We start from the raw sequence: 18,570 nt of genomic DNA on the forward strand, positions 1-18,570 counted from the left end.
CTAGCTCTCGGGAATCTCGCGCTCGATCTCATCGAGCCAGATGCGCGCGGACATGTCCGACGGGGCGCGCCAGTCCCCACGCGGGGAGAGCGCCCCGCCGTGCGACACCTTGGGGCCGTTGGGCAGGGCCGAGCGCTTGAACTGGCTGAAGGAATAGAACCGCTGGGCGAACACGCCCAGCCAGTGCCGAATCTCCTTCAGAGAGTATGAAGGTCGCTTGTCCTCGGGGAATCCGGGCGGCCAGTCGCCCTGTTCGGGATCGCTCCATGCGTGCCAGGCCAAAAACGCGATCTTCGAAGGCCGGAACCCGAAGCGCAGCACGTGGAACAGCGAGAAGTCCTGCAGGGCATAAGGTCCGACCTTGTCCTCGCTGCTCTGCAACTCCTCCTCTTCGCCGCTGGGCACGAGTTCCGGCGAGATCTCCGTGTCGAGCACCGACTTCAGCACGTCGGTGACGTCGGAGGAGAACTGGCCGGACGAGATGACCCAGCGGATCAGGTGCTGGATGAGCGTCTTCGGGATGCCGCCGTTGACGTTGTAGTGCGACATTTGATCGCCCACCCCGTATGTCGACCAACCAAGCCCGATCTCGGAGAGGTCACCCGTGCCGAGCACGATGCCGCCGCGCTGGTTGGCCAGCCGGAAGAGGTAGTCGGTGCGCAGGCCGGCCTGGACGTTCTCGAAGGTGACGTCGTAGACCTTCTCGCCGCGGGCGAAGGGGTGGCCGATCTCCTTGAACATCAACTTCGCGGTCTCGGTGATGTCGATCTCGGCAAAGGTGACACCGAGCGCGCGGCAGAGCTCGATCGCGTTGCGCTTGGTGCGATCCCCCGTCGCGAACCCGGGCAGCGTGAAGGCCAGGATGTCGCTGCGCGGCCGCTCCTCGCGGTCCATCGCCCGCGCCGCGACGATCAGGGCGTGCGTCGAGTCGAGTCCGCCGGAGATCCCGATGACGATCTTCGGGAAGTTCAACGCGCGCAGCCGTTGTTCGAGCCCGGACACCTGGATGTTGTAGGCCTCGTAGCAATCCTGTTCCAGGCGTTCGGCATTCGCCGGGACGAATGGGAAGCGCTCGACATCCCGCAACAGCCCGATGTCGCCCGCCGGGGGGTCGAGCCGGAACTCGATGCGCCGGAACGACTCCGGACTCCGGTGATGGCGGCGGTTGTCGTCGAAGGTGCCCATCCGCAGCCGTTCCGACCGGATGAGGTCGGTGTCCACATCGGCGACGCTGCGCCGCTCACCCTTGGGGAAGCGCTCGGATTGGGCAAGCATGACGCCGTTTTCGTAGATCATGGTCTGGCCATCCCACGCCAGGTCGGTGGTGGACTCGCCCTCCCCCGCCGCGGCGTAGACGTAGGCCGCCAGGCAGCGCGCCGACGCCGAGCGGGCCAGCAGGCAACGGTCCTCGGCGCGCCCGATGGTGATGGGACTGCCGGACAGATTGGCCAGCACGGTCGCGCCCGCCAGCGCCGCCTCGGCGCTGGGCGGAATGGGCACGAACATGTCCTCGCAGATCTCCACGTGCAACACCAGACCCGGCAGGTCGGCGGCGGCGAACAGCAGGTCGGGACCGAACGGGGCCTCGACGGGGCCCGACGGGCCCGCGATGCGAATGGTGCCGCGCTCGTCGTCGCCGGGCGCGAGCTGGCGGCGCTCGTAGAACTCCCGGTAGGTGGGCAGGTAGGACTTGGGCGCAACGCCCAGCACCGAGCCGCGGTGGATGACCACGGCGGTGTTGTAGATCCGGTGCCGGTGACGCAGCGGCGCCCCGATGACCAGCACCGGGAGAAGATCCGCCGCGCCCGCGACGACGTCCGCGAGGGCGCGCTCCACGTCGTCGAGCAGCACCTCCTGCAGCAGGATGTCCTCGATGGAGTACCCGGACAGCGTCAACTCGGGGAAGACGGCCACGGCGACGGCGTCGTCGTGGCACTCCCGCGCCATCCGGAGCACCGACTCTGCGTTGGCCGCCGGATCGCCGATCGCGGAGTGCTGGGTGCACGCGGCGACCCGAACGAAGCCCTGGCTGTAAGCGTTGTAAAAGTCCCTGCGAGAACTCATGGCCCTTCCATTGTCGCCTCCCGGGTGTCAACTCATGGCCGCCGGGTATCCCGACAGCATGAGTGACACTGCTGTCCTGGTGGTCGACATGATGAACACATATCAGCATCCCGACGCTGAAGAACTGATACCCAATGTCGGGAAGATCGTCGACCCCCTGGCCGATTTGGTCCGCCGGGCGCGCGAATCCGACGACGTCGACCTCGTGTACGTCAACGACAACTACGGCGACTTCAGCGCCGAGTTCTCCGACATCGTCCGCTCCGCGCTCGACGGCGCGCGGCCCGACCTGGTCAAGCCGATCGTGCCGCAAGAGGGCAGCCGCGTGCTGACGAAGGTGCGCCACAGCGCGTTCTACGCGACGGCGCTGGCGTACCTGCTCAACCGTCTCGAGACGAAGCAGCTGATCCTCACCGGCCAGGTCACCGAGCAGTGCATCCTCTACACCGCGCTGGACGCCTACGTACGCCACTTCCCCGTGGTGGTCCCCACCGACGCCGTCGCCCACATCGACGCCGACCTGGGCAAGGCGGCACTGAGGATGATGGAGTCGAACATGTCCGCCGAGCTCACCTGCGTGGCGGACTGCCTCCGCTGAACCCGGCCCCAGACTCAGCCAGCCGGCGCGAGCGTGCGCAAAATGCCGGCTCGACCGGCGTGTCGTCCCCCCCGCAAGCGGGAGGTGCCCCCAGCGCAGACGCGCGCACTCGCGGGCGACGGTTACCCTCGACGAGGTGGCCGTCCCCTCTTCCCCAACTTCTTCCGGGGCCCCCGAGCTGCTCGGGATGCTGGCGGGTCGACGGGTGGCGGTGCTCACCGGCGCTGGGCTGTCCACCGACTCCGGCATCCCGGACTATCGCGGGCCGGACTCGCCGCCGAGCAATCCGATGACCATCCGCCAGTTCACCGCGGATCCGGTGTTCCGGCAGCGGTACTGGGCGCGCAACCACGTCGGGTGGCGGCACATGGATGACACGCTGCCCAACGCCGGTCACCGGGCGCTGGCTTCACTCGAGCGGGCCGGGGCGGTCACCGGTGTCATCACCCAGAACGTCGACCTGCTGCACACCAAGGCCGGCAGCCACAACGTCGTCGACCTGCACGGCACCTACGCGCGGGTCGTCTGCCTGGAGTGCGGTGCCACCATGAGCCGGGCGGCGCTGGCCGAGCGGCTCGAGGCCCTCAACCCGGGGTTCATCGAGCGAGCCGGCCAGCGAGCCGCCGGGGGCCTGGCGGTGGCGCCCGACGCCGACGCCGTGGTCGCCGACACGACATCGTTCCGCTACCTGGACTGCCCGCGCTGTGGCGGCATGCTCAAACCCGACATTGTGTACTTCGGCGAAAGCGTGCGCAAAGAGGTTGTCGCCCAGGCCTATTCATTGGTCGACGAGGCCGACGGGCTGTTGGTCGCCGGCTCGTCGCTGACGGTGTTCTCCGGCTACCGGTTCGTGCGCCACGCCGCCGCCACCGGCAAGCCGATCGGCATCATCAACCGCGGGCCGACCCGCGGTGACGACCTGGCCACCGTCAGGGTCGACGGTGGGTGCTCGGAGCTGCTGACGTTGCTTGCGGACGAGTTGACGCTGCCGCTTATCGCACAGCGAGAACCATTGTCTTAGAATGTGATTCCAGTCAAATGGCGCCGAGCCACCGCTGCGGGCGCGACGAATGGCGTCGGGGCCGATGCGCGCAGACGACTGCTCTAGCCAACATCCGCACCGGGTCGGTGCAGACCAACCACGCGCAGGTGGGCGACCCGATCAAGGCCGCCGCCGGCAGACGGATCGGACGGGGACCTCCGGGGCCCAACCCCGCTGCGCCTCATGTGCTGAGTGCGATGGTCGTGGGACGTGCGGCCGACAAGCCTTGGGCAACAGGCGTTAGCCGCTCAGAACGTGCACGGCATGCTGCGGATGGCGTGGATGAAGTTGCCGGGCACGTAGGCCGGCTCACCGGCCTGAATGTCCGGCAGCTGGCGCAACAGCTCGCCGAAGATGGCGCGCAGCTGTGCCCGCGCCACGTGCGCGCCGAGGCAGAAGTGCACCCCGCCGCCACCGAAGCCGACGTGCGGGTTGGGGTCCCGGCCGAGATCGAGGCGCTCCGGGTGTTCGAACACCGCGGTGTCCCAGTTGGCGGACGAGTAGAACATCACCACCTTCTCCCCCGCCCGGATGGTCTGCTCGCCGAGCTCGAAATCGCTTGCGGCCGTGCGGCGGAAGGTCATGACCGGCGTGGCCCAGCGGATGAGCTCCTCGACCGCCATGCCGATGCGATCCTCGAAGGCCGCCAGCAGCCACGCCCGCTGACCGGGGAAGTCGGTGAGCGCTTTGAGCGCGTGGCTGGCGGTCTGGCGGGTGGTGTCGTTGCCGGCCACGGCGAGCAGCACGAAGAAGGCCGCCACGTCGGCGTCGGTGAGCCGGTCGCCGTCGACCTCGGCCGTGACCAGCGCGCTGAAGAGGTCGTCGCCCGGGCGCTTGCGCCGCTCCGCGGCCAGCGCGCCGGCGACCTGGTGCAGGTACATCTGACTCTCCACCAGCACCTCCAGCGGGTTTCGGCCGTCGAGATAGACCGGGTCGGCCCAGGACACCAACGCGTCGGCGGCGCGTGCGACCTGCTGGCGCTCGGAGTCCGGGATGCCCACCATGTCCGACAGCGTGCGCAGGGGCAGTTCCTTGGCGCAGTGCTGGACGAAGTCGGCACCGCTGCCGGCGGCCCGCAGCTCCTCGACGATGGTCAACGCGTTCGCCTTGATCGAGTCCTCGATCCGGCGGACCTGGCGCGGGGTGAAGGCGGCGCTGACCAGCTTGCGCAGCTTGGTGTGCCGGGGCGGGTCCATCGCCAGGAAGGATTGCGACGCCTCGAGGAGTTCCACCGGAACGTTCTCGAACATCACGCCCCGCCCGGACAGGAACACATCGTTGTTGCGGCTGACGGCGACGACATCCGAACGCCGGGTGACCGCCCAGTAGCCCCGGTCGTCGGGGTCGTGCATCAGCGCGTCCTCGACCGGTGGGTGCCAGCTCACCGGGCGCTCCGCCCGCAGCACCGCGAACGAGCGTTCCCGCTCCGCCGCTGCCTGCGACCAGAACGCGCGCGAGGACAGATCGATCGCGTCGTAGGCGCGGTTGCTGCCCGACATTCCCGCCATCACCGTCATCGTTGACCTCCGCCTGGGTATGACTCCCGTCACAAGATACGCCGACCATATGTCTAGACAGTATGTCTAGTCAAGACGTCGAGTCGGTGGCTATGCTCGGCGAATGCCCTCGGTCACGCGAAAGCCGCCGGCCCGCCAGGAGCGGGGACGGGAGCAGCGGCGCGAGGAACTGGAGCGCCGGCTGCTGGATGCCACCGAGCGGTTGATGCGCAACGGCGCCAGCTTCACCGAGCTCAGCGTCGACCGGCTGTCGACCGAGGCGGGCATCTCACGGGCCAGCTTCTACATCTATTTCGAGGACAAGGGTCACCTGCTACGGCGGCTCGCCAGGCAGGTGTTCGGCGACCTGGCCGCCGGCGCCGAACGCTGGTGGGGGGTGGCCGGGCGGCAAGATCCGGGCGACGTCCGCGCCGCCATGGCCGGCATCATCGAGACCTATCGGCGGCATCAACCGGTGCTCGTGGCCCTCAACGAGATGGCCGCCTACGACCCCGGGACCGCGCAGACCTATCGCGACCTGCTGACCGCGATCTCGGATCGCTTGACCCGGATCGTCGAGGACGGCCAGGCCGACGGCACCATCCGCCCCCAACTGCCCGCCGCCACCACCGCCAGCGCGCTCACCTGGATGGTGGAGCGGGCCTGCCAGCAGAACCTGCCGGGGAGTCCGCCAGAGTACGACGCGGAACTCGCCGCCACTTTGGCCGAAATCGTCTGGGGGGCACTATATCTCAAGAATGCCTCAGCGCGATGAAGCCGGTGGGCCGTGCGGCCGGTGTGATGAGCAACATAGTTAGTACCCTAACTATTAGGATTACGATGCGAATATGGCTCCGCCGGCCGCATCGCAGCTCGACCCGCTCTCCCTCGAACAGCAGGTCTGTTTCGCGCTGAGCGTGACCAACCGCGCCGTCCTCGCGGTCTACCGGCCGCTACTGGAGCCGTTGGGGCTGACCCACCCCCAGTATCTGGTGATGTTGACGCTCTGGGACCACCAAAAGTCAGCAGCCGGGCAGCGGAAACCTCTGTCGGTCAAGCACATTGCCACCACATTGCAGATGGATCCGGCCACTCTGTCGCCAATGCTCAAGCGCCTGGAGGGGCTCGGCCTGATCACCCGTACGCGAAGCATGGTCGATGAGCGTTCCACCGACGTCAGACTCACCGACGGCGGCACCGCCCTGCGTCGGCGCGCGCTGAAGATTCCGCCCGCAGTGGTCGCGCGTCTGGGCGTCGGCCTGGACGAACTTCAGCACCTGCACCAGGTGCTCACCCGCATCAACGCGGCCGCCTTGGCAGCGGGCGCATTACAGTGCTGAAAACCGCCCGCCCCGAGGGAGCCCCATGACGAGCAACAAACCCAACATCTGGCAGTACATCACCTATTCGTACGGTCGATGCCTGCCCGCCTCGATGCGCGACTGGGTCGCCCACGACCTGGCGGGCGACGGAGCCGTGCGCCGCCACATGATCCGTTGGGCCATACCACCGCTGTTCGTTCTCGCGCCGTTCTGGCTGCTTCCCGCTTCGCTCTACGTGCACACCGAGATGACGTTGCCGCTCTATATCTGGGCCCTACTGATCTCGCTCGCGTTGAACAAGGTCTGGCGCCGACACCGGCTGGCGCAGCACGGCCTCGATCCGAACCTGGTCGACGTGATCAAGAACAAGAAACAAGCGAAGATGCACGAGGACTACGCCCGGCGTTTCGGGCCGCGCCCCGAATCCGCCGCATGGCAGGACAACAGCAACCCGTTCATCTAGGCCGCTTGGACGACCACCAGGTCGTCGGCGTGCACCGCGGGCCGGCGCAGCTCCCCGGGCAGCTCGGAGGTCGACCGGCCCATCATCGAGGCGAGTTCGGCGGCGTCATAGGCGACCACCCCACGGGCCACCATCGCCGCGTCCGGCCCGCGCAACTCGACGACGTCGCCGCCGTAGAACCGGCCGGCCACCGCGGTGATGCCCGCGGCCAGCAGCGAACGGCGTTGCTGCACGACGGCACGCACCGCCCCGGCGTCCAGGGTGAGCGAGCCGGCCGACTCGGCGGCGTAGCGCACCCAGAACCGGCGCGCCGACATGCGGGCGGGGCGCGCGGCGAACACCGTGCCCGACGAGGCGTCGGTGAGCGCCGTCGCGGCGTCGTCGGCGGCGGCCAGCAGCACCGGCACCCCTGCGTCGGCCGCCAGCAGCGCCGACGACATCTTCGACGCCATGCCCCCGGTGCCCAGCGCGCTGCCGGGCCCGGCGACCACCCCGTCGAGGTCCGCCGTCCCGGACACCTCGGGAATGAACCTGGCGCCCTTTGTCTTTCGCGGATCGGCGTCGTAGAGCCCGTCGATGTCGGAGAGCAGCACCAGCGCCTCGGCGCCCACCAGGTGGGCCACCAGCGCGGAAAGCCGATCGTTGTCGCCGAACCGGATCTCGTTGGTGGCCACCGTGTCGTTCTCGTTGACGATCGCCACCGCGTGCAGCGCGCGCAGCCGGTCCAGCGTGCGTTGCGCGTTGGTGTGCTGGGCCCGCATGGAGATGTCGTGGGCGGTCAGCAGGACCTGCCCGACCGTGCGGCCGTACCGGGCGAACGCCGCGCTCCACGAGTTCACCAGCGCCACCTGTCCGACGCTGGCGGCCGCCTGCTTGGTCGCCAGATCCTTGGGGCGACGGGACAATCCGAGCGGCTCCATGCCGGCGGCGATGGCCCCCGAGGACACGATCACCACGTCGGTGCCCGCCTTCATGCGCGCCTCGATCGCATCGGCCAGGCCGGCCAGCCGGCCGGCCTCAAACATGCCGGACGGCGTGGTCAGCGCGTTCGTGCCGACCTTGACGACGAGGCTGCGCGCGGTTCGGATGGCCTCACGGTGTGCGCTCACGGGGTGCCATCGGATTCGCCCGCGCGTTCGCGGCGCTGACGGCGGGCGGCCTTGCGCTCGGCGGCTCCCACCCGCTCGCTCTGCTCGAGCCGCACATCGGTGCCTCGTCCGGACATGGCGACATGTTGCCCCGCGGGTGTCTGCGGTTCCCAGTCGAAGGTCATGTCGCCGATGGTCACCGCGCAGCCGGGCTCGGCGCCCAGTCGCAACAGCTCATCCTCGACGCCCAGGCGCGCGAGCCGGTCGGCGAGATACCCAACCGCTTCGTCGTTTTCGAAGGCGGTCTGCCGGACCCAGCGCTCGGGGCGGGCGCCGCTGACCACGAAACCGCCCTGCCCATCGGGCTCGACGGAAAAGCCGCTGTTGTCGACGGGCACCGGGCGGATCACCGGCCGGCGCGGCACGACCGGCGGCAGCGCGGCGTTGTACTCCGACACCATCCGCCACAGCCCGAAGATCAACGGCTGCAACCCTTCCCGGGAGACGGTCGACACCAGGAACACCGGCCAGCCGCGCTCGGCGATCTCGTCACGCACGAATTCGGCGAGCTCGCGCGCCTCCGGGACGTCGATCTTGTTCAACACCACCGCCCGGGGCCGCTCGGCGAGGTCGCCCAGGGCCGCGTCGCCCTGCAGGGTGGGCGTATAGGCGGCGAGTTCGGCCTCCAGGGCGGCGATGTCGGAAATCGGATCGCGGCCCGGTTCGGCGGTGGCGCAGTCGACCACGTGCACGAGCACGGCGCAGCGCTCGATGTGCCGCAGGAAATCCAGGCCCAGCCCGCGGCCCTGCGAGGCGCCGGGAATCAGGCCGGGGACATCCGCGACGGTGAAGGTGTGCTCGCCCGCCGAGACCACACCCAGGTTGGGAGCCAGCGTAGTGAACGGGTAGTCGGCGATCTTCGGCTTGGCCGCGGAGATGGCGGACACCAGCGACGACTTTCCGGCGGACGGGAACCCGATCAGGCCGACGTCGGCCACGGTCTTGAGTTCCAGCGTGAGGTCGCGGGCCTCGCCCTCCTCGCCGAGCAGGGCGAAACCGGGCGCCTTGCGGGCGCGCGACGCCAGCGCCGCGTTGCCCAGGCCGCCGCGGCCGCCCGCCGCGGCCTCGAAGCGGGTGCCGGGACCGACCAGGTCCGCCAGCAGCCGGCCGTTCCCGTCGAGAACGACGGTGCCGTCGGGAACCTTCACCTCCAGGTCCGCGCCGGCGGCGCCGTCGCGGTTGTTGCCCATGCCCTGCTTGCCCGACGGAGCGGTGACGTGCGGGCGGAAGTGGAAGTCCAACAGGGTGTGCACCTGCGGGTCGACGACCAGGACGACGCTGCCGCCGCGGCCACCGTTGCCGCCGTCGGGGCCGCCGAGCGGCTTGAACTTCTCGCGATGGACCGACGCGCAACCATTACCGCCCGAACCCGCGCGCGCGTGGATGGTGACGCGGTCGATAAACCGGGGCATCGCAGGGTCCTCTCAGGTACCGCCCGGCGACGATGCGAGCCGGGCGTCGGCCCCGGAAGAGATCAGTCGGCCGCGACGATGCTGACGGTCTTGCGCCCGCGCTTGACGCCGAATTCGACGGCGCCGGTCTCCTTGGCGAACAGCGTGTCGTCGCCGCCGCGTCCGACGTTCACGCCGGGGTGAAACTTGGTGCCGCGCTGGCGGACGATGATCTCGCCGGCCTTCACGAGCTGGCCGCCGAACCGCTTGACGCCGAGCCGCTGAGCGGCGGAATCGCGACCATTGCGCGAGCTCGAAGCGCCCTTCTTGTGTGCCATGTCTGTCGCCTTTGCTACTTGATTCCGGTGACCTTCAGGACCGTCAGCCGCTGACGGTGGCCCTGACGCTTGTGGTAGCCGGTCTTGTTGCGGAACTTGTGAATGCGGATCTTGGGGCCCTTGGTGTGTTCAAGGACCTCACCCGTGACGGCGACGTTGGCCAGCGTCCCGGCGTCGGTGGTGACGTTGGCGCCGTCCACCACCAGCGCGACCGGCAGCGACACGCTCGAACCGGGCTCGGAGTCGAGCTTCTCGACCTTGACGACGTCCCCGACGGCGACCTTGTACTGCTTGCCGCCCGTCTTGACGATTGCGTAGGTCGCCATCGTTGCTCCTGCCTTCTGCTTCGCCGTTCGCCCGCGCTTCGCGCGCGGACCACCGGCTTCCTCGTGGTGGGTCCTGGTGTGGATCTCAGCGCGGGGCCGCGGCGTCTGCCGGGAATCCCGCCGTTCGCCGGCCAAGGCTTTCGGGCCCGGCCTGGCGACAACTGTCCAAGGGTACGTGACCAGCGTCGACAGGGTCAAACCGACCCTCAAATCGGCTGGATCCGGCCCCAACGGCTCAGTCGGCGTGGATGGGCGGGCCGGCCGGCCGGCCGGCGGCGCGCCGCCGGCGGGGACGCCCGAACATCGACTGCACCTCGACGGCACCGCGGGGGCCGCCCACGTCGGAGTCCTCGGAGCCGTCGAAGTCGTCCTCGTCCTCGTTGTCGTCGTCGTCATCGCTGTCGTCGTCATCGGTGTCGTCGTCGTCATCGCTGTCGTCGTCGTCATCGCTGTCGTCGTCGTCATCGCTGTCGTCGGTGTCGTCGTCGTCGTTGTCGTCGTCATCCAGCCCGACATCCTCGTCGTCGTCACCGAGGTCTTCCTCGTCGTCGAGCTCGTCTTCGTCGTCGAGCTCGTCCTCGTCGCTGTCCTCGATGTCTTCGGTGTCGCCGACGCCGCCGAAGTCCTCCCGTCCGGCGGTCGCGCCCGCGAGCGTCCGCTCGTCGGTGTCGGCGGACTCGCCCGCCTCGCCGGTCTCGTCGGACTCCTCGTCGTCGCGCCCGTTACCCGCCGCCATCGCCTTGAACATCGGATGCTCACCGGGGGCGTGCGCGGGCACCTTGGCCACGGTGGGCTGTTCGGCGGTCTCGTCGGACCGGCCCTTCTTCGACCGCCGGCCGCGGCGGCCGCCGGACTCGGCCTTGCGCCCGTTCGACGAGGTCGATTCGACGGGGTCGGCGTGCAGCAGGACGCCGCGGCCGCCGCAGTTGGGGCACGCGGTCGAGAACGCCTCGATCAGCCCGGTTCCGAGCCGCTTGCGAGTCAGCTGCACCAGGCCCAGCGAGGTCACCTCGGACACCTGATGGCGGGTGCGGTCGCGGGCCAGTGCCTCGGTCAGGCGGCGCAACACCAGGTCACGGTTCGACTCGAGCACCATGTCGATGAAGTCGATGACGACGATCCCGCCGATGTCGCGCAGTCGCAGCTGGCGAACGATCTCCTCGGCCGCCTCGAGGTTGTTCTTGGTGACCGTCTGCTCGAGGTTGCCCCCGGAGCCGGTGAACTTGCCGGTGTTGACGTCGATCACCGTCATCGCCTCGGTGCGGTCGATCACCAGCGTGCCGCCCGATGGCAGCCAAACCTTGCGGTCCATCGCCTTGGCCAGTTGCTCGTCGATGCGATGCACCGCGAACACGTCAGGGGCCGGGATGCCCTCGGAAGAGTCGGCCGTCTCGTACTTGTTCAGCTTCGAAACTAGATCGGGCGCAACCGAATTCACATATTCGGTGATCGTGTTCCACGCCTCGTCGCCCGAGACGATGAGGCCGGCGAAGTCCTCGTTGAACAGGTCGCGGATGACCTTGACCAACACGTCCGGCTCTTCGTAGAGCGCCACCGCGGCGCCGGCCGCCTTCTCCTTGATCTCGCGCGCCTTGGCCTCGATCTGCTTCCAACGCTCCTGCAGACGGGTGACGTCGCCGCGGATGTCGTCCTCTTTGACGCCCTCGGAGGCGGTGCGGATGATCACCCCGGCGTCCGACGGGACCACCTCGCGCAGGATCTCCTTGAGCCGCTGCCGCTCGGTGTCGGGCAGCTTGCGGCTGATCCCGGTGGACGACGCGCCCGGCACGTACACCAGGTAGCGGCCGGCCAGCGAAACCTGCGTGGTCAGCCGGGCGCCCTTGTGCCCGACCGGATCCTTGCTGACCTGGACCACGACGTAGTCGCCCGGCTTGAGGGCCTGCTCGATCTTGCGGTCGGATCCGCCCAGCCCCGCGGCCTCCCAGTTGACCTCGCCGGCGTACAGCACCCCGTTGCGGCCGCGGCCGATGTCGACGAACGCCGCCTCCATCGATGGCAGCACGTTCTGCACGATGCCGAGGTAGATGTTGCCCACCAGGGACGCGGAAGCGGCGGACGTCACGAAGTGCTCGACGACGATGCCGTCCTCGAGCACCGCGATCTGGGTGTACCGGGAGCCCGGGTGCGGCGGTTCGGTGCGGATCCGGTCGCGCACCACCATGACCCGTTCGACGGCCTCACGGCGCGCCAGGAACTCGGCCTCGGTCAGTACCGGTGGGCGTCGCCGCCCGGCGTCGCGCCCGTCCCGGCGCCGCTGCCGCTTGGCCTCCAGCCGCGTCGAGCCGTCGATGCCCTTGATCTCGGCGTTCGACGAGCCGTTCCCGTCGGCCCCACCGCCCTTGCCCGAGCGCGGCGGCCGCTCGTGCACCACCGTGTTGGGCGGGTCGTCTGGCGACGATGTTTCGTCGTTGTCGTCAGCCGACCCGGATTTGCGGCGCCGCCGGCGGCGGCGCCGGCGGGTGGCGCCCTCCGACGAGCCGCCCTCCTCATCACCGGCGTCCGAATCGTCGGAGTCCTCGGAATCCTCGTCGTCCGAGTCGGACTCGGCGTCGTCCTCGCCGGCGTCCTGGCCGTCGGGCCCGCCCTGCTCGCCGCGCCCGCGGCCCCGGCCGCGGCGACCCCGGCGCCGGCGGCGGTTGGCCGGCCTGTCGGCCTGTTCCTCGTCGTCGTCGGTGTCGGCGTCCTCGGAGTCATAGTCGGTGTCGATGTCGGACGCGTCGCCGGCGCCGCCCCGGTCCTTCTCGATCGGCTGGGGCGCCACGAATAGCGGCATGTACTGCGGAGGTTCGCCGGGGCTCTCCGCCGGCGGTCGGGATACGGGCCTGGCGACGACGGGGGCCGGCGCGCTGCTGAAGCCCGGGATGTTCGGCAGCGGTTTGGCGAAGATGAGGTCGCGCACGCGAAGCGCGTCCTCGCGGTCCACGCCGGATTGCACGTTGCGGGTCCGGCCGTCGAGCGAGACGAGGGCGTCCAACACCTCTTTGTTGGTGCTGCCCAGCGCTCGGGCCAGCTGATGGACCCTCAGGCGGTCAGGCAGATCCTCGTGCCCGGTCGGCTCTTGTGTCGGCTCTGTAGGGGGTGCACCGTCTACCACGTACTCTCCTTTAGCCCCCGGGCGCGTCCTTTCGACGCGGCCACGCGAGGGCTTCGCTATGCGCCCGGGTCGCTTCTCCCGGGCTTGTGATGGTCTCGCCCCGAGCGGCTCGGAAGAACCCACTCGGCGCCGTACTGAATGCCGGCCTGACATGCGGCGCAACACCGACCGATGCCGATGGTCGCGCTTGTCCAAGTCTTCATTCGGGTGTCCGAAGCCGGTCCGGCGACGTTCACCCGCAGTCAGTATCCCATATCACTTCACGGACCTACTCGCACCTGAGCGGGGCGGTTCGGTCGGCCGAGCTAACTGTTGGGAAACCAGAGCGCGATCTCGCGCTTCGCCGAGTCGGTCGAATCCGACCCATGCACCAGGTTGAACTGCGTCTCCAGCCCGAAATCGCCACGAATCGTGCCCGGCGACGCCTTTTCGACCGGATCGGTGCCGCCGGCGAGCTGACGGAACGCGGCAATCGCCCGCGGCCCCTCCACGATGGCCGCGACCACCGGCCCGGAGGTGATGAATTCCAGCAGCGAACCGAAAAAGGGCTTGCCCTCGTGTTCGGCATAGTGCTGGGCGGCCAGGTCTTCGGCGACGTGCCGAAGCTCCAGCGCCGCGATGGTCAGGCCCTTTTGCTCGATGCGGCTGAGGATCCCCCCGATCAGGCGCCGTTCGACGCCGTCGGGCTTGATCAGTACGAGGGTCCGTTCGGTCACGGCGCACAGCGTACAGAAATAACCGCGCGTTAGCCGGGCGGCTGGGCCTTCCCGCGTCCGGCCTCCCGCCGCCGCACCTCGGCGCGAAAGTACGCGATGAGGGCCCACAGCCCGGTGAAGAGGACGCCGACGAAGCCCACCCCCGGGTACACCGCGAAGCCGGCGAGCAGCGGGATCTGGACGCCGAGGTTGACCCAGATCGCCCAGGGTCGCCGTTGCAGCCCGGCGAGCAGGATCAGCAGCGTGGCCAGGCCGACCAGGTAGGCCAGCGAGGCCGACGTGAGGCCACCGCCGACCGCGCCGACCACGGGAATCGCCAGCAGCACCACGATCGCCTCGAGGACCAGCGTCGCGGCCATCACCGCGCCGAAGCTCTTCCACGGGTCGCCCGCCGGCGCCGGGTCCTGCTCGCTCATTCCGGATCACGACCGAACAGGGTGCGTGCGGCGCCGGCGGTGACGACCGAGCCGGTGATGACGATCCCGGTGCCAGAGAACGCCTCGGCCTCCCCCTCGACCAATCCATCCCGCAGCGCGTCGTCGACCAGCGCCGTCGCGACGTCGATCGCGTCGCGCAGGTTCTCGGCGGTGGCGACCCGGTCGGGCCCGAACCGCTCCTGCGCCGCCAGCGCGAGCGACTCGACGTCCAGCGCCCGCGGCGACCCGTTGTGGGTCACGACGACCTGGTCGAACACGGGCTCCAGTGCGGCGAGGATGCCGCCGAAGTCCTTGTCGGCAAGCACGCCGATCACGCCGACCAGGAAGCGGAAGTCGAATTCGTCGGTCAGCGTCTGCGCCAGCGCGGCCGCCCCCGCCGGGTTGTGCGCAGCGTCGATGAAAACCGTTGGGGCGCTGCGCATGCGCTCCATCCGGCCGGGGCTGGTGACGGCGGCGAAACCCGCCCGGACGGCGTCGACGTCGAGCTGACGCTGCGCGCCGGCGCCGAAGAACGCCTCGACCGCCGCGAGTGCCACGACGGCGTTGTGCGCCTGGTGCTCGCCGTGCAGCGGCAGGAAGATGTCGGAGTACACCCCGCCGAGCCCCTGCAGCTGCAGGACCTGCCCCCCGATGGCGACCTGACGGCCCAGGACCGCGAACTCGGAATCCTCGCGGGCGACGGCGGCGTCGGCGCGCACGGACTGCGCCAACAGCACCTCCATCGCCTCGGGCACCTGGCGTCCGATTACCGCGACGGTGTCCGGCGCGCCCTCGGGCGCCTTGGCGATGATGCCGGCCTTCTCGCCGGCGATGCCGGCGATGTCATCCCCGAGGTACTCCACGTGATCGATGGCGATCGGGGTGATGACCGCAACCGGCGCGCCGACTACGTTGGTGGCGTCCCAGCGCCCGCCCATCCCGACCTCGACGACGGCGACGTCGACGGGCGCGTCGGCGAACGCGGCGAACGCCATCCCGGTGAGCACCTCGAATTTGCTCATCGCCGGTCCGCCCTCAGCCTGCGACTGCGCGTCGACCATCTGCACGAACGGCTCGATCTCCCGGTACGTCGCCACGTACTGAGCGGGGCTGATCGGTTTGGAGTCGATCGAGATGCGCTCGACCGCCGATTGCAGGTGGGGGCTGGTGGTTCGGCCGGTGCGCCGCCCCAGCGCGGTCACCAGGGCGTCGACCATCCGCGCCACCGAGGTCTTTCCGTTGGTGCCGGTGATGTGAATCGAGGGGTAGCCGAGCTGCGGCGAGCCCAGCAAGTCCATCAGCGCGCTGATGCGGGTCAGGCTCGGCTCGATCCGGGTTTCCGGCCAGCGCTGGTCCAGTAGGTGTTCGACCTGCCACAGTGCCGCGATCTCGTCGGGGGTGGGCGCGACATCGACGTGGGGGTCTTCGGGCTGGATGTCCGGCCCCCACTCGGGCGAATCGCTCATTTCAGGGCAGCCAGCCTGGCCGTGATCCGGTCCGTCTCGTCCTGCGCGAGCCGCTGCCGGTCCCGAATCTTGGCGACCACATGTTCGGGGGCCTTGGCCAGGAAGTCGGCGTTGCCCAGCTTGGCGGCGGTCGAGGTCAGCTCCTTCTGCGCTGCGGCCAGGTCTTTTTCCAGGCGGCGGCGCTCGGCGGCGACGTCGATGGTGCCCGACGTGTCGAGCTCGACGACGACGGTGCTGTTCGAGTCGGGCCCCAGCCGCACCTCCAACGACACCGACGGCTGGAAGTCGTCACCCGGCGCGGTGAGCCACGCCAGCGAGGTGACGGCGGCGACTTGGGCGCTCAGCCCGGCGCCGTCGACACCGCCCAGCCGGGCCGGCACCTTCTGCCGGTCGGCCAGGCCCTGTTCGCTGCGGAACCGCCGGACCTCGGTGACCAGCCTCTGCATGTCACTGATCCGCTGCGCGGCAACCGGATCCAGTGACACACCCGACGGTTTCGGCCAGTCGGCGACGACCAGCGACTCCCGGTTCGTCAGCGCCCGCCACAGCGACTCCGTCAGGAACGGGATCACGGGGTGCAGCAGGCGTAGCATCGTGTCGAGCACCGCCGCCAGCACTGCGGTGGTGTGGGCGCCCTCCTCGGACAGCTGCGTCTTGGCCAATTCCACGTACCAGTCGCAGAATTCGTCCCACGCGAAGTGGTAGAGCGCCTCGCAGGCCCGGCTGAACTCGTAGGCGTCCAGGGCCGAATCAACCTCGGCTCGAACCTCTTCCAGGCGTCCCAAAATCCAGCGATCGGCATCGGTCAGTTGATCCGACGACGGAAGCTCCTGCAGGGCGGCGCCGTTCAGCAGCGCATACCGCGTGGCATTGAACAGCTTGGTGCAGAAGTTGCGGGACGCCCGGACGTGGTCCTCCCCGATCGCCAGGTCACCGCCGGGGCTGGCGCCGCGGGCCAGCGTGAAACGCAGGGCGTCGGCCCCGAACGTGTCCATCCAGTCCAGCGGGTCGACCACGTTGCCCTTGGACTTGCTCATCTTGCGGCCGGACTCGTCCCGGATCAGCCCGTGCAGGAAGACGTCGGTGAACGGAACCTGGGGGCCCCGGCGGCCGCCGAGCGTGATGGCGTCGTCGTCGCCGACGAAGGTGCCGAACATCATCATCCGCGCCACCCAGAAGAACAGGATGTCGTAGCCCGTCACCAAAACGCTTGTCGGGTAAAACTTTTCCAGCTCCGGAGTCTGCGCCGGCCAGCCCAGCGTGGAAAACGGCCACAGCCCTGAGGAGAACCAGGTGTCCAGCACGTCGGGATCCTGCTCCCAGCCCTCCGGCGGCGTCTCGTCGGGCCCGACGCAGACCTGTTCGCCGTCGGGCCCGTACCAGATCGGGATCCGGTGACCCCACCACAGCTGCCGCGAGATGCACCAATCGTGCATGTCGTCGACCCAGGCGAACCAGCGTGGCTCCATGCTGGCCGGGTGAATTACGGTGTCGCCGTTGCGCACCGCGTCACCGGCGGCCTTGGCCAACGACTCCACGCGCACCCACCACTGCAGCGACAGCCGCGGCTCGATCGGCTCGCCGCTGCGCTCGGAGTGCCCGACGCTGTGCAGGTAGGGGCGCTTCTCCTCGACGATCCGTCCTTGCGCGGCAAGGGCTTCACGCACCGCGACGCGCGCCTCGAAGCGATCCATCCCGTCGAATTGCGTTCCGGTGTTGGCGATCCTGCCCTTGGTGTCCATGATCGAGATCATCGGCAGCTGGTGGCGCAACCCGATCTCGAAGTCGTTGGGATCGTGCGCGGGCGTGACTTTGACCGCGCCCGTGCCGAATTCGGGGTCGACGTGCTTGTCGGCGACGATGACGAGCCGCCGGTCGAGGAACGGGTGGGGCAGGGTGCTGCCCACCAGGTGGCGGTAGCGCTCGTCGTCGGGGTGCACGGCGATCGCGGAATCGCCCAGCATCGTTTCGACTCGGGTGGTGGCGACCACGATGTGGGGCTGGGAGTCGTCCAGCGAGCCGTATCGGAACGACACCAGCTCGCCCTCGACCTCTTCGTAGTTGACTTCGATGTCGGAGAGCGCGGTTTCGAGCACGGGCGACCAGTTGACCAGCCGCTCGGCGCGGTAGATCAGCCCGGCGTCGTAGAGCCGCTTGAAGATGGTGCGCACCGCCCGCGACAGGCCCTCGTCCATGGTGAACCGGTCGCGGCTCCAGTCGACGCCGTCACCGAGGCGGCGCATCTGGCCGCTGATGGCCCCGCCGGACTCGCGCTTCCAGTCCCAGACCTTCTCGACGAACAGCTCCCGACCGAACTCCTCTTTGGTCTTGCCGTCGACCGCGAGCTGCTTTTCGACGACGCTCTGCGTCGCGATGCCGGCGTGATCCATGCCCGGCTGCCACAACACCTCGTAGCCCTGCATGCGCTTGCGGCGGGTCAGGGCGTCCATCATGGTGTGTTCCAGCGCATGACCCATGTGCAGGCTGCCGGTCACATTCGGCGGCGGCAGGACGATCGAGTACCCGGGCTTGGGGCTTGTGGGGTCCGCCGTGAAGTAGCCGGCATCCACCCAGCCCTGGTAGATCGGCCCCTCCATGGCGCCGGGGTCCCACGACTTGGGCAGGTCGGCGGCGGAGCGGCTGTCGGTCACCGGTCAATTCTAGGGAGC

General features: G+C 69.2%; 16 protein-coding genes. 5 read left to right on the plus strand and 11 right to left on the minus strand.

The genetic code is table 11. From position 1 onward, the window contains the following. The gene (locus G6N56_RS08115; RefSeq protein WP_085257998.1) at positions 1-2,064 is read right to left on the minus strand and encodes an NAD(+) synthase; all 2,064 of its coding nucleotides are present in this window, start codon (positions 2,062-2,064) and stop codon (positions 1-3) included. A gap of 58 nt (positions 2,065-2,122) precedes the next feature. On the opposite strand from G6N56_RS08115, the gene G6N56_RS08120 reads away from it, so the two are divergent. After that, positions 2,123-2,662 (plus strand): cysteine hydrolase family protein, encoded by a 540-nt coding sequence (locus G6N56_RS08120; protein ID WP_085258022.1) that lies wholly within the window; start codon positions 2,123-2,125, stop codon positions 2,660-2,662. 187 nt (positions 2,663-2,849) lie between these two features. Then, complete coding sequence (locus G6N56_RS08125; RefSeq protein WP_085257999.1) at positions 2,850-3,683, plus strand: SIR2 family NAD-dependent protein deacylase; 834 nt, start codon at positions 2,850-2,852, stop codon at positions 3,681-3,683. 269 nt (positions 3,684-3,952) lie between these two features. Here the strand turns inward: G6N56_RS08125 and G6N56_RS08130 are convergent, their stop codons facing one another. Continuing rightward, positions 3,953-5,221 carry a cytochrome P450 gene (locus G6N56_RS08130; RefSeq protein WP_085258000.1) on the minus strand — a complete coding sequence of 423 codons (1,269 nt, stop codon included), beginning with the start codon at positions 5,219-5,221 and terminating at the stop codon, positions 3,953-3,955. Positions 5,222-5,324: 103 nt separating this feature from the next. Between G6N56_RS08130 and G6N56_RS08135 the strand changes: the two genes are divergently transcribed. The 3 genes from G6N56_RS08135 to G6N56_RS08145 all read left to right on the plus strand — a co-directional run bounded on the left by G6N56_RS08135 (position 5,325) and on the right by G6N56_RS08145 (position 6,985). Beyond that, positions 5,325-5,975: a TetR/AcrR family transcriptional regulator gene (locus G6N56_RS08135; RefSeq protein ID WP_085258001.1), complete on the plus strand. Its 651-nt coding sequence runs from the start codon at positions 5,325-5,327 to the stop codon at positions 5,973-5,975. Between the two features lie 73 nt (positions 5,976-6,048). Beyond that, positions 6,049-6,540 (plus strand): MarR family winged helix-turn-helix transcriptional regulator, encoded by a 492-nt coding sequence (locus G6N56_RS08140; RefSeq protein WP_085258002.1) that lies wholly within the window; start codon positions 6,049-6,051, stop codon positions 6,538-6,540. Positions 6,541-6,565: 25 nt separating this feature from the next. Further along, the gene (locus tag G6N56_RS08145; protein ID WP_085258003.1) at positions 6,566-6,985 is read left to right on the plus strand and encodes a DUF5313 domain-containing protein; all 420 of its coding nucleotides are present in this window, start codon (positions 6,566-6,568) and stop codon (positions 6,983-6,985) included. On the opposite strand, the gene proB is transcribed toward G6N56_RS08145, so the two are convergent. From proB to G6N56_RS08190, 9 genes are all read right to left on the minus strand, one after another. After that, positions 6,982-8,094, minus strand: coding sequence for a glutamate 5-kinase (gene proB / locus G6N56_RS08150; protein ID WP_085258004.1), 1,113 nt, complete (start codon positions 8,092-8,094; stop codon positions 6,982-6,984). The two genes, G6N56_RS08145 and proB, sit on opposite strands and share 4 nt — an antisense overlap. Further along, entirely contained in the window at positions 8,091-9,545 is a 1,455-nt protein-coding gene (obgE, locus tag G6N56_RS08155; RefSeq protein ID WP_085258005.1) for a GTPase ObgE, read from the minus strand. The genes proB and obgE overlap by 4 nt, the downstream gene beginning before the upstream one ends. Positions 9,546-9,607: 62 nt before the next feature. Beyond that, positions 9,608-9,862 (minus strand): 50S ribosomal protein L27, encoded by a 255-nt coding sequence (gene rpmA, locus G6N56_RS08160; protein WP_085258006.1) that lies wholly within the window; start codon positions 9,860-9,862, stop codon positions 9,608-9,610. Positions 9,863-9,876: 14 nt separating this feature from the next. Then, the gene (gene rplU / locus G6N56_RS08165; RefSeq protein ID WP_085258007.1) at positions 9,877-10,188 is read right to left on the minus strand and encodes a 50S ribosomal protein L21; all 312 of its coding nucleotides are present in this window, start codon (positions 10,186-10,188) and stop codon (positions 9,877-9,879) included. Positions 10,189-10,423: 235 nt separating this feature from the next. Further along, entirely contained in the window at positions 10,424-13,303 is a 2,880-nt protein-coding gene (locus G6N56_RS08170) for a ribonuclease E (protein WP_085258008.1), read from the minus strand. A gap of 305 nt (positions 13,304-13,608) precedes the next feature. Continuing rightward, positions 13,609-14,019 (minus strand): nucleoside-diphosphate kinase, encoded by a 411-nt coding sequence (gene ndk, locus G6N56_RS08175; RefSeq protein ID WP_085258009.1) that lies wholly within the window; start codon positions 14,017-14,019, stop codon positions 13,609-13,611. A gap of 29 nt (positions 14,020-14,048) precedes the next feature. Continuing rightward, positions 14,049-14,435: a DUF4233 domain-containing protein gene (locus G6N56_RS08180; RefSeq protein ID WP_085258010.1), complete on the minus strand. Its 387-nt coding sequence runs from the start codon at positions 14,433-14,435 to the stop codon at positions 14,049-14,051. Beyond that, on the minus strand, positions 14,432-15,901 hold the full coding sequence (gene folC / locus G6N56_RS08185) for a bifunctional tetrahydrofolate synthase/dihydrofolate synthase (RefSeq protein WP_085258011.1): 1,470 nt from the start codon (positions 15,899-15,901) through the stop codon (positions 14,432-14,434). Before folC ends, G6N56_RS08180 begins: the two co-directional genes overlap by 4 nt. After that, the gene (locus tag G6N56_RS08190) at positions 15,898-18,552 is read right to left on the minus strand and encodes a valine--tRNA ligase (protein ID WP_085258012.1); all 2,655 of its coding nucleotides are present in this window, start codon (positions 18,550-18,552) and stop codon (positions 15,898-15,900) included. Before G6N56_RS08190 ends, folC begins: the two co-directional genes overlap by 4 nt. Between the last annotated feature and the right edge of the window lie 18 nt (positions 18,553-18,570).

Origin of the sequence: Mycobacterium saskatchewanense (genome assembly GCF_010729105.1) — a bacterium.
In the GTDB taxonomy this organism is placed as follows: Bacteria; Actinomycetota; Actinomycetes; order Mycobacteriales; family Mycobacteriaceae; genus Mycobacterium; species Mycobacterium saskatchewanense.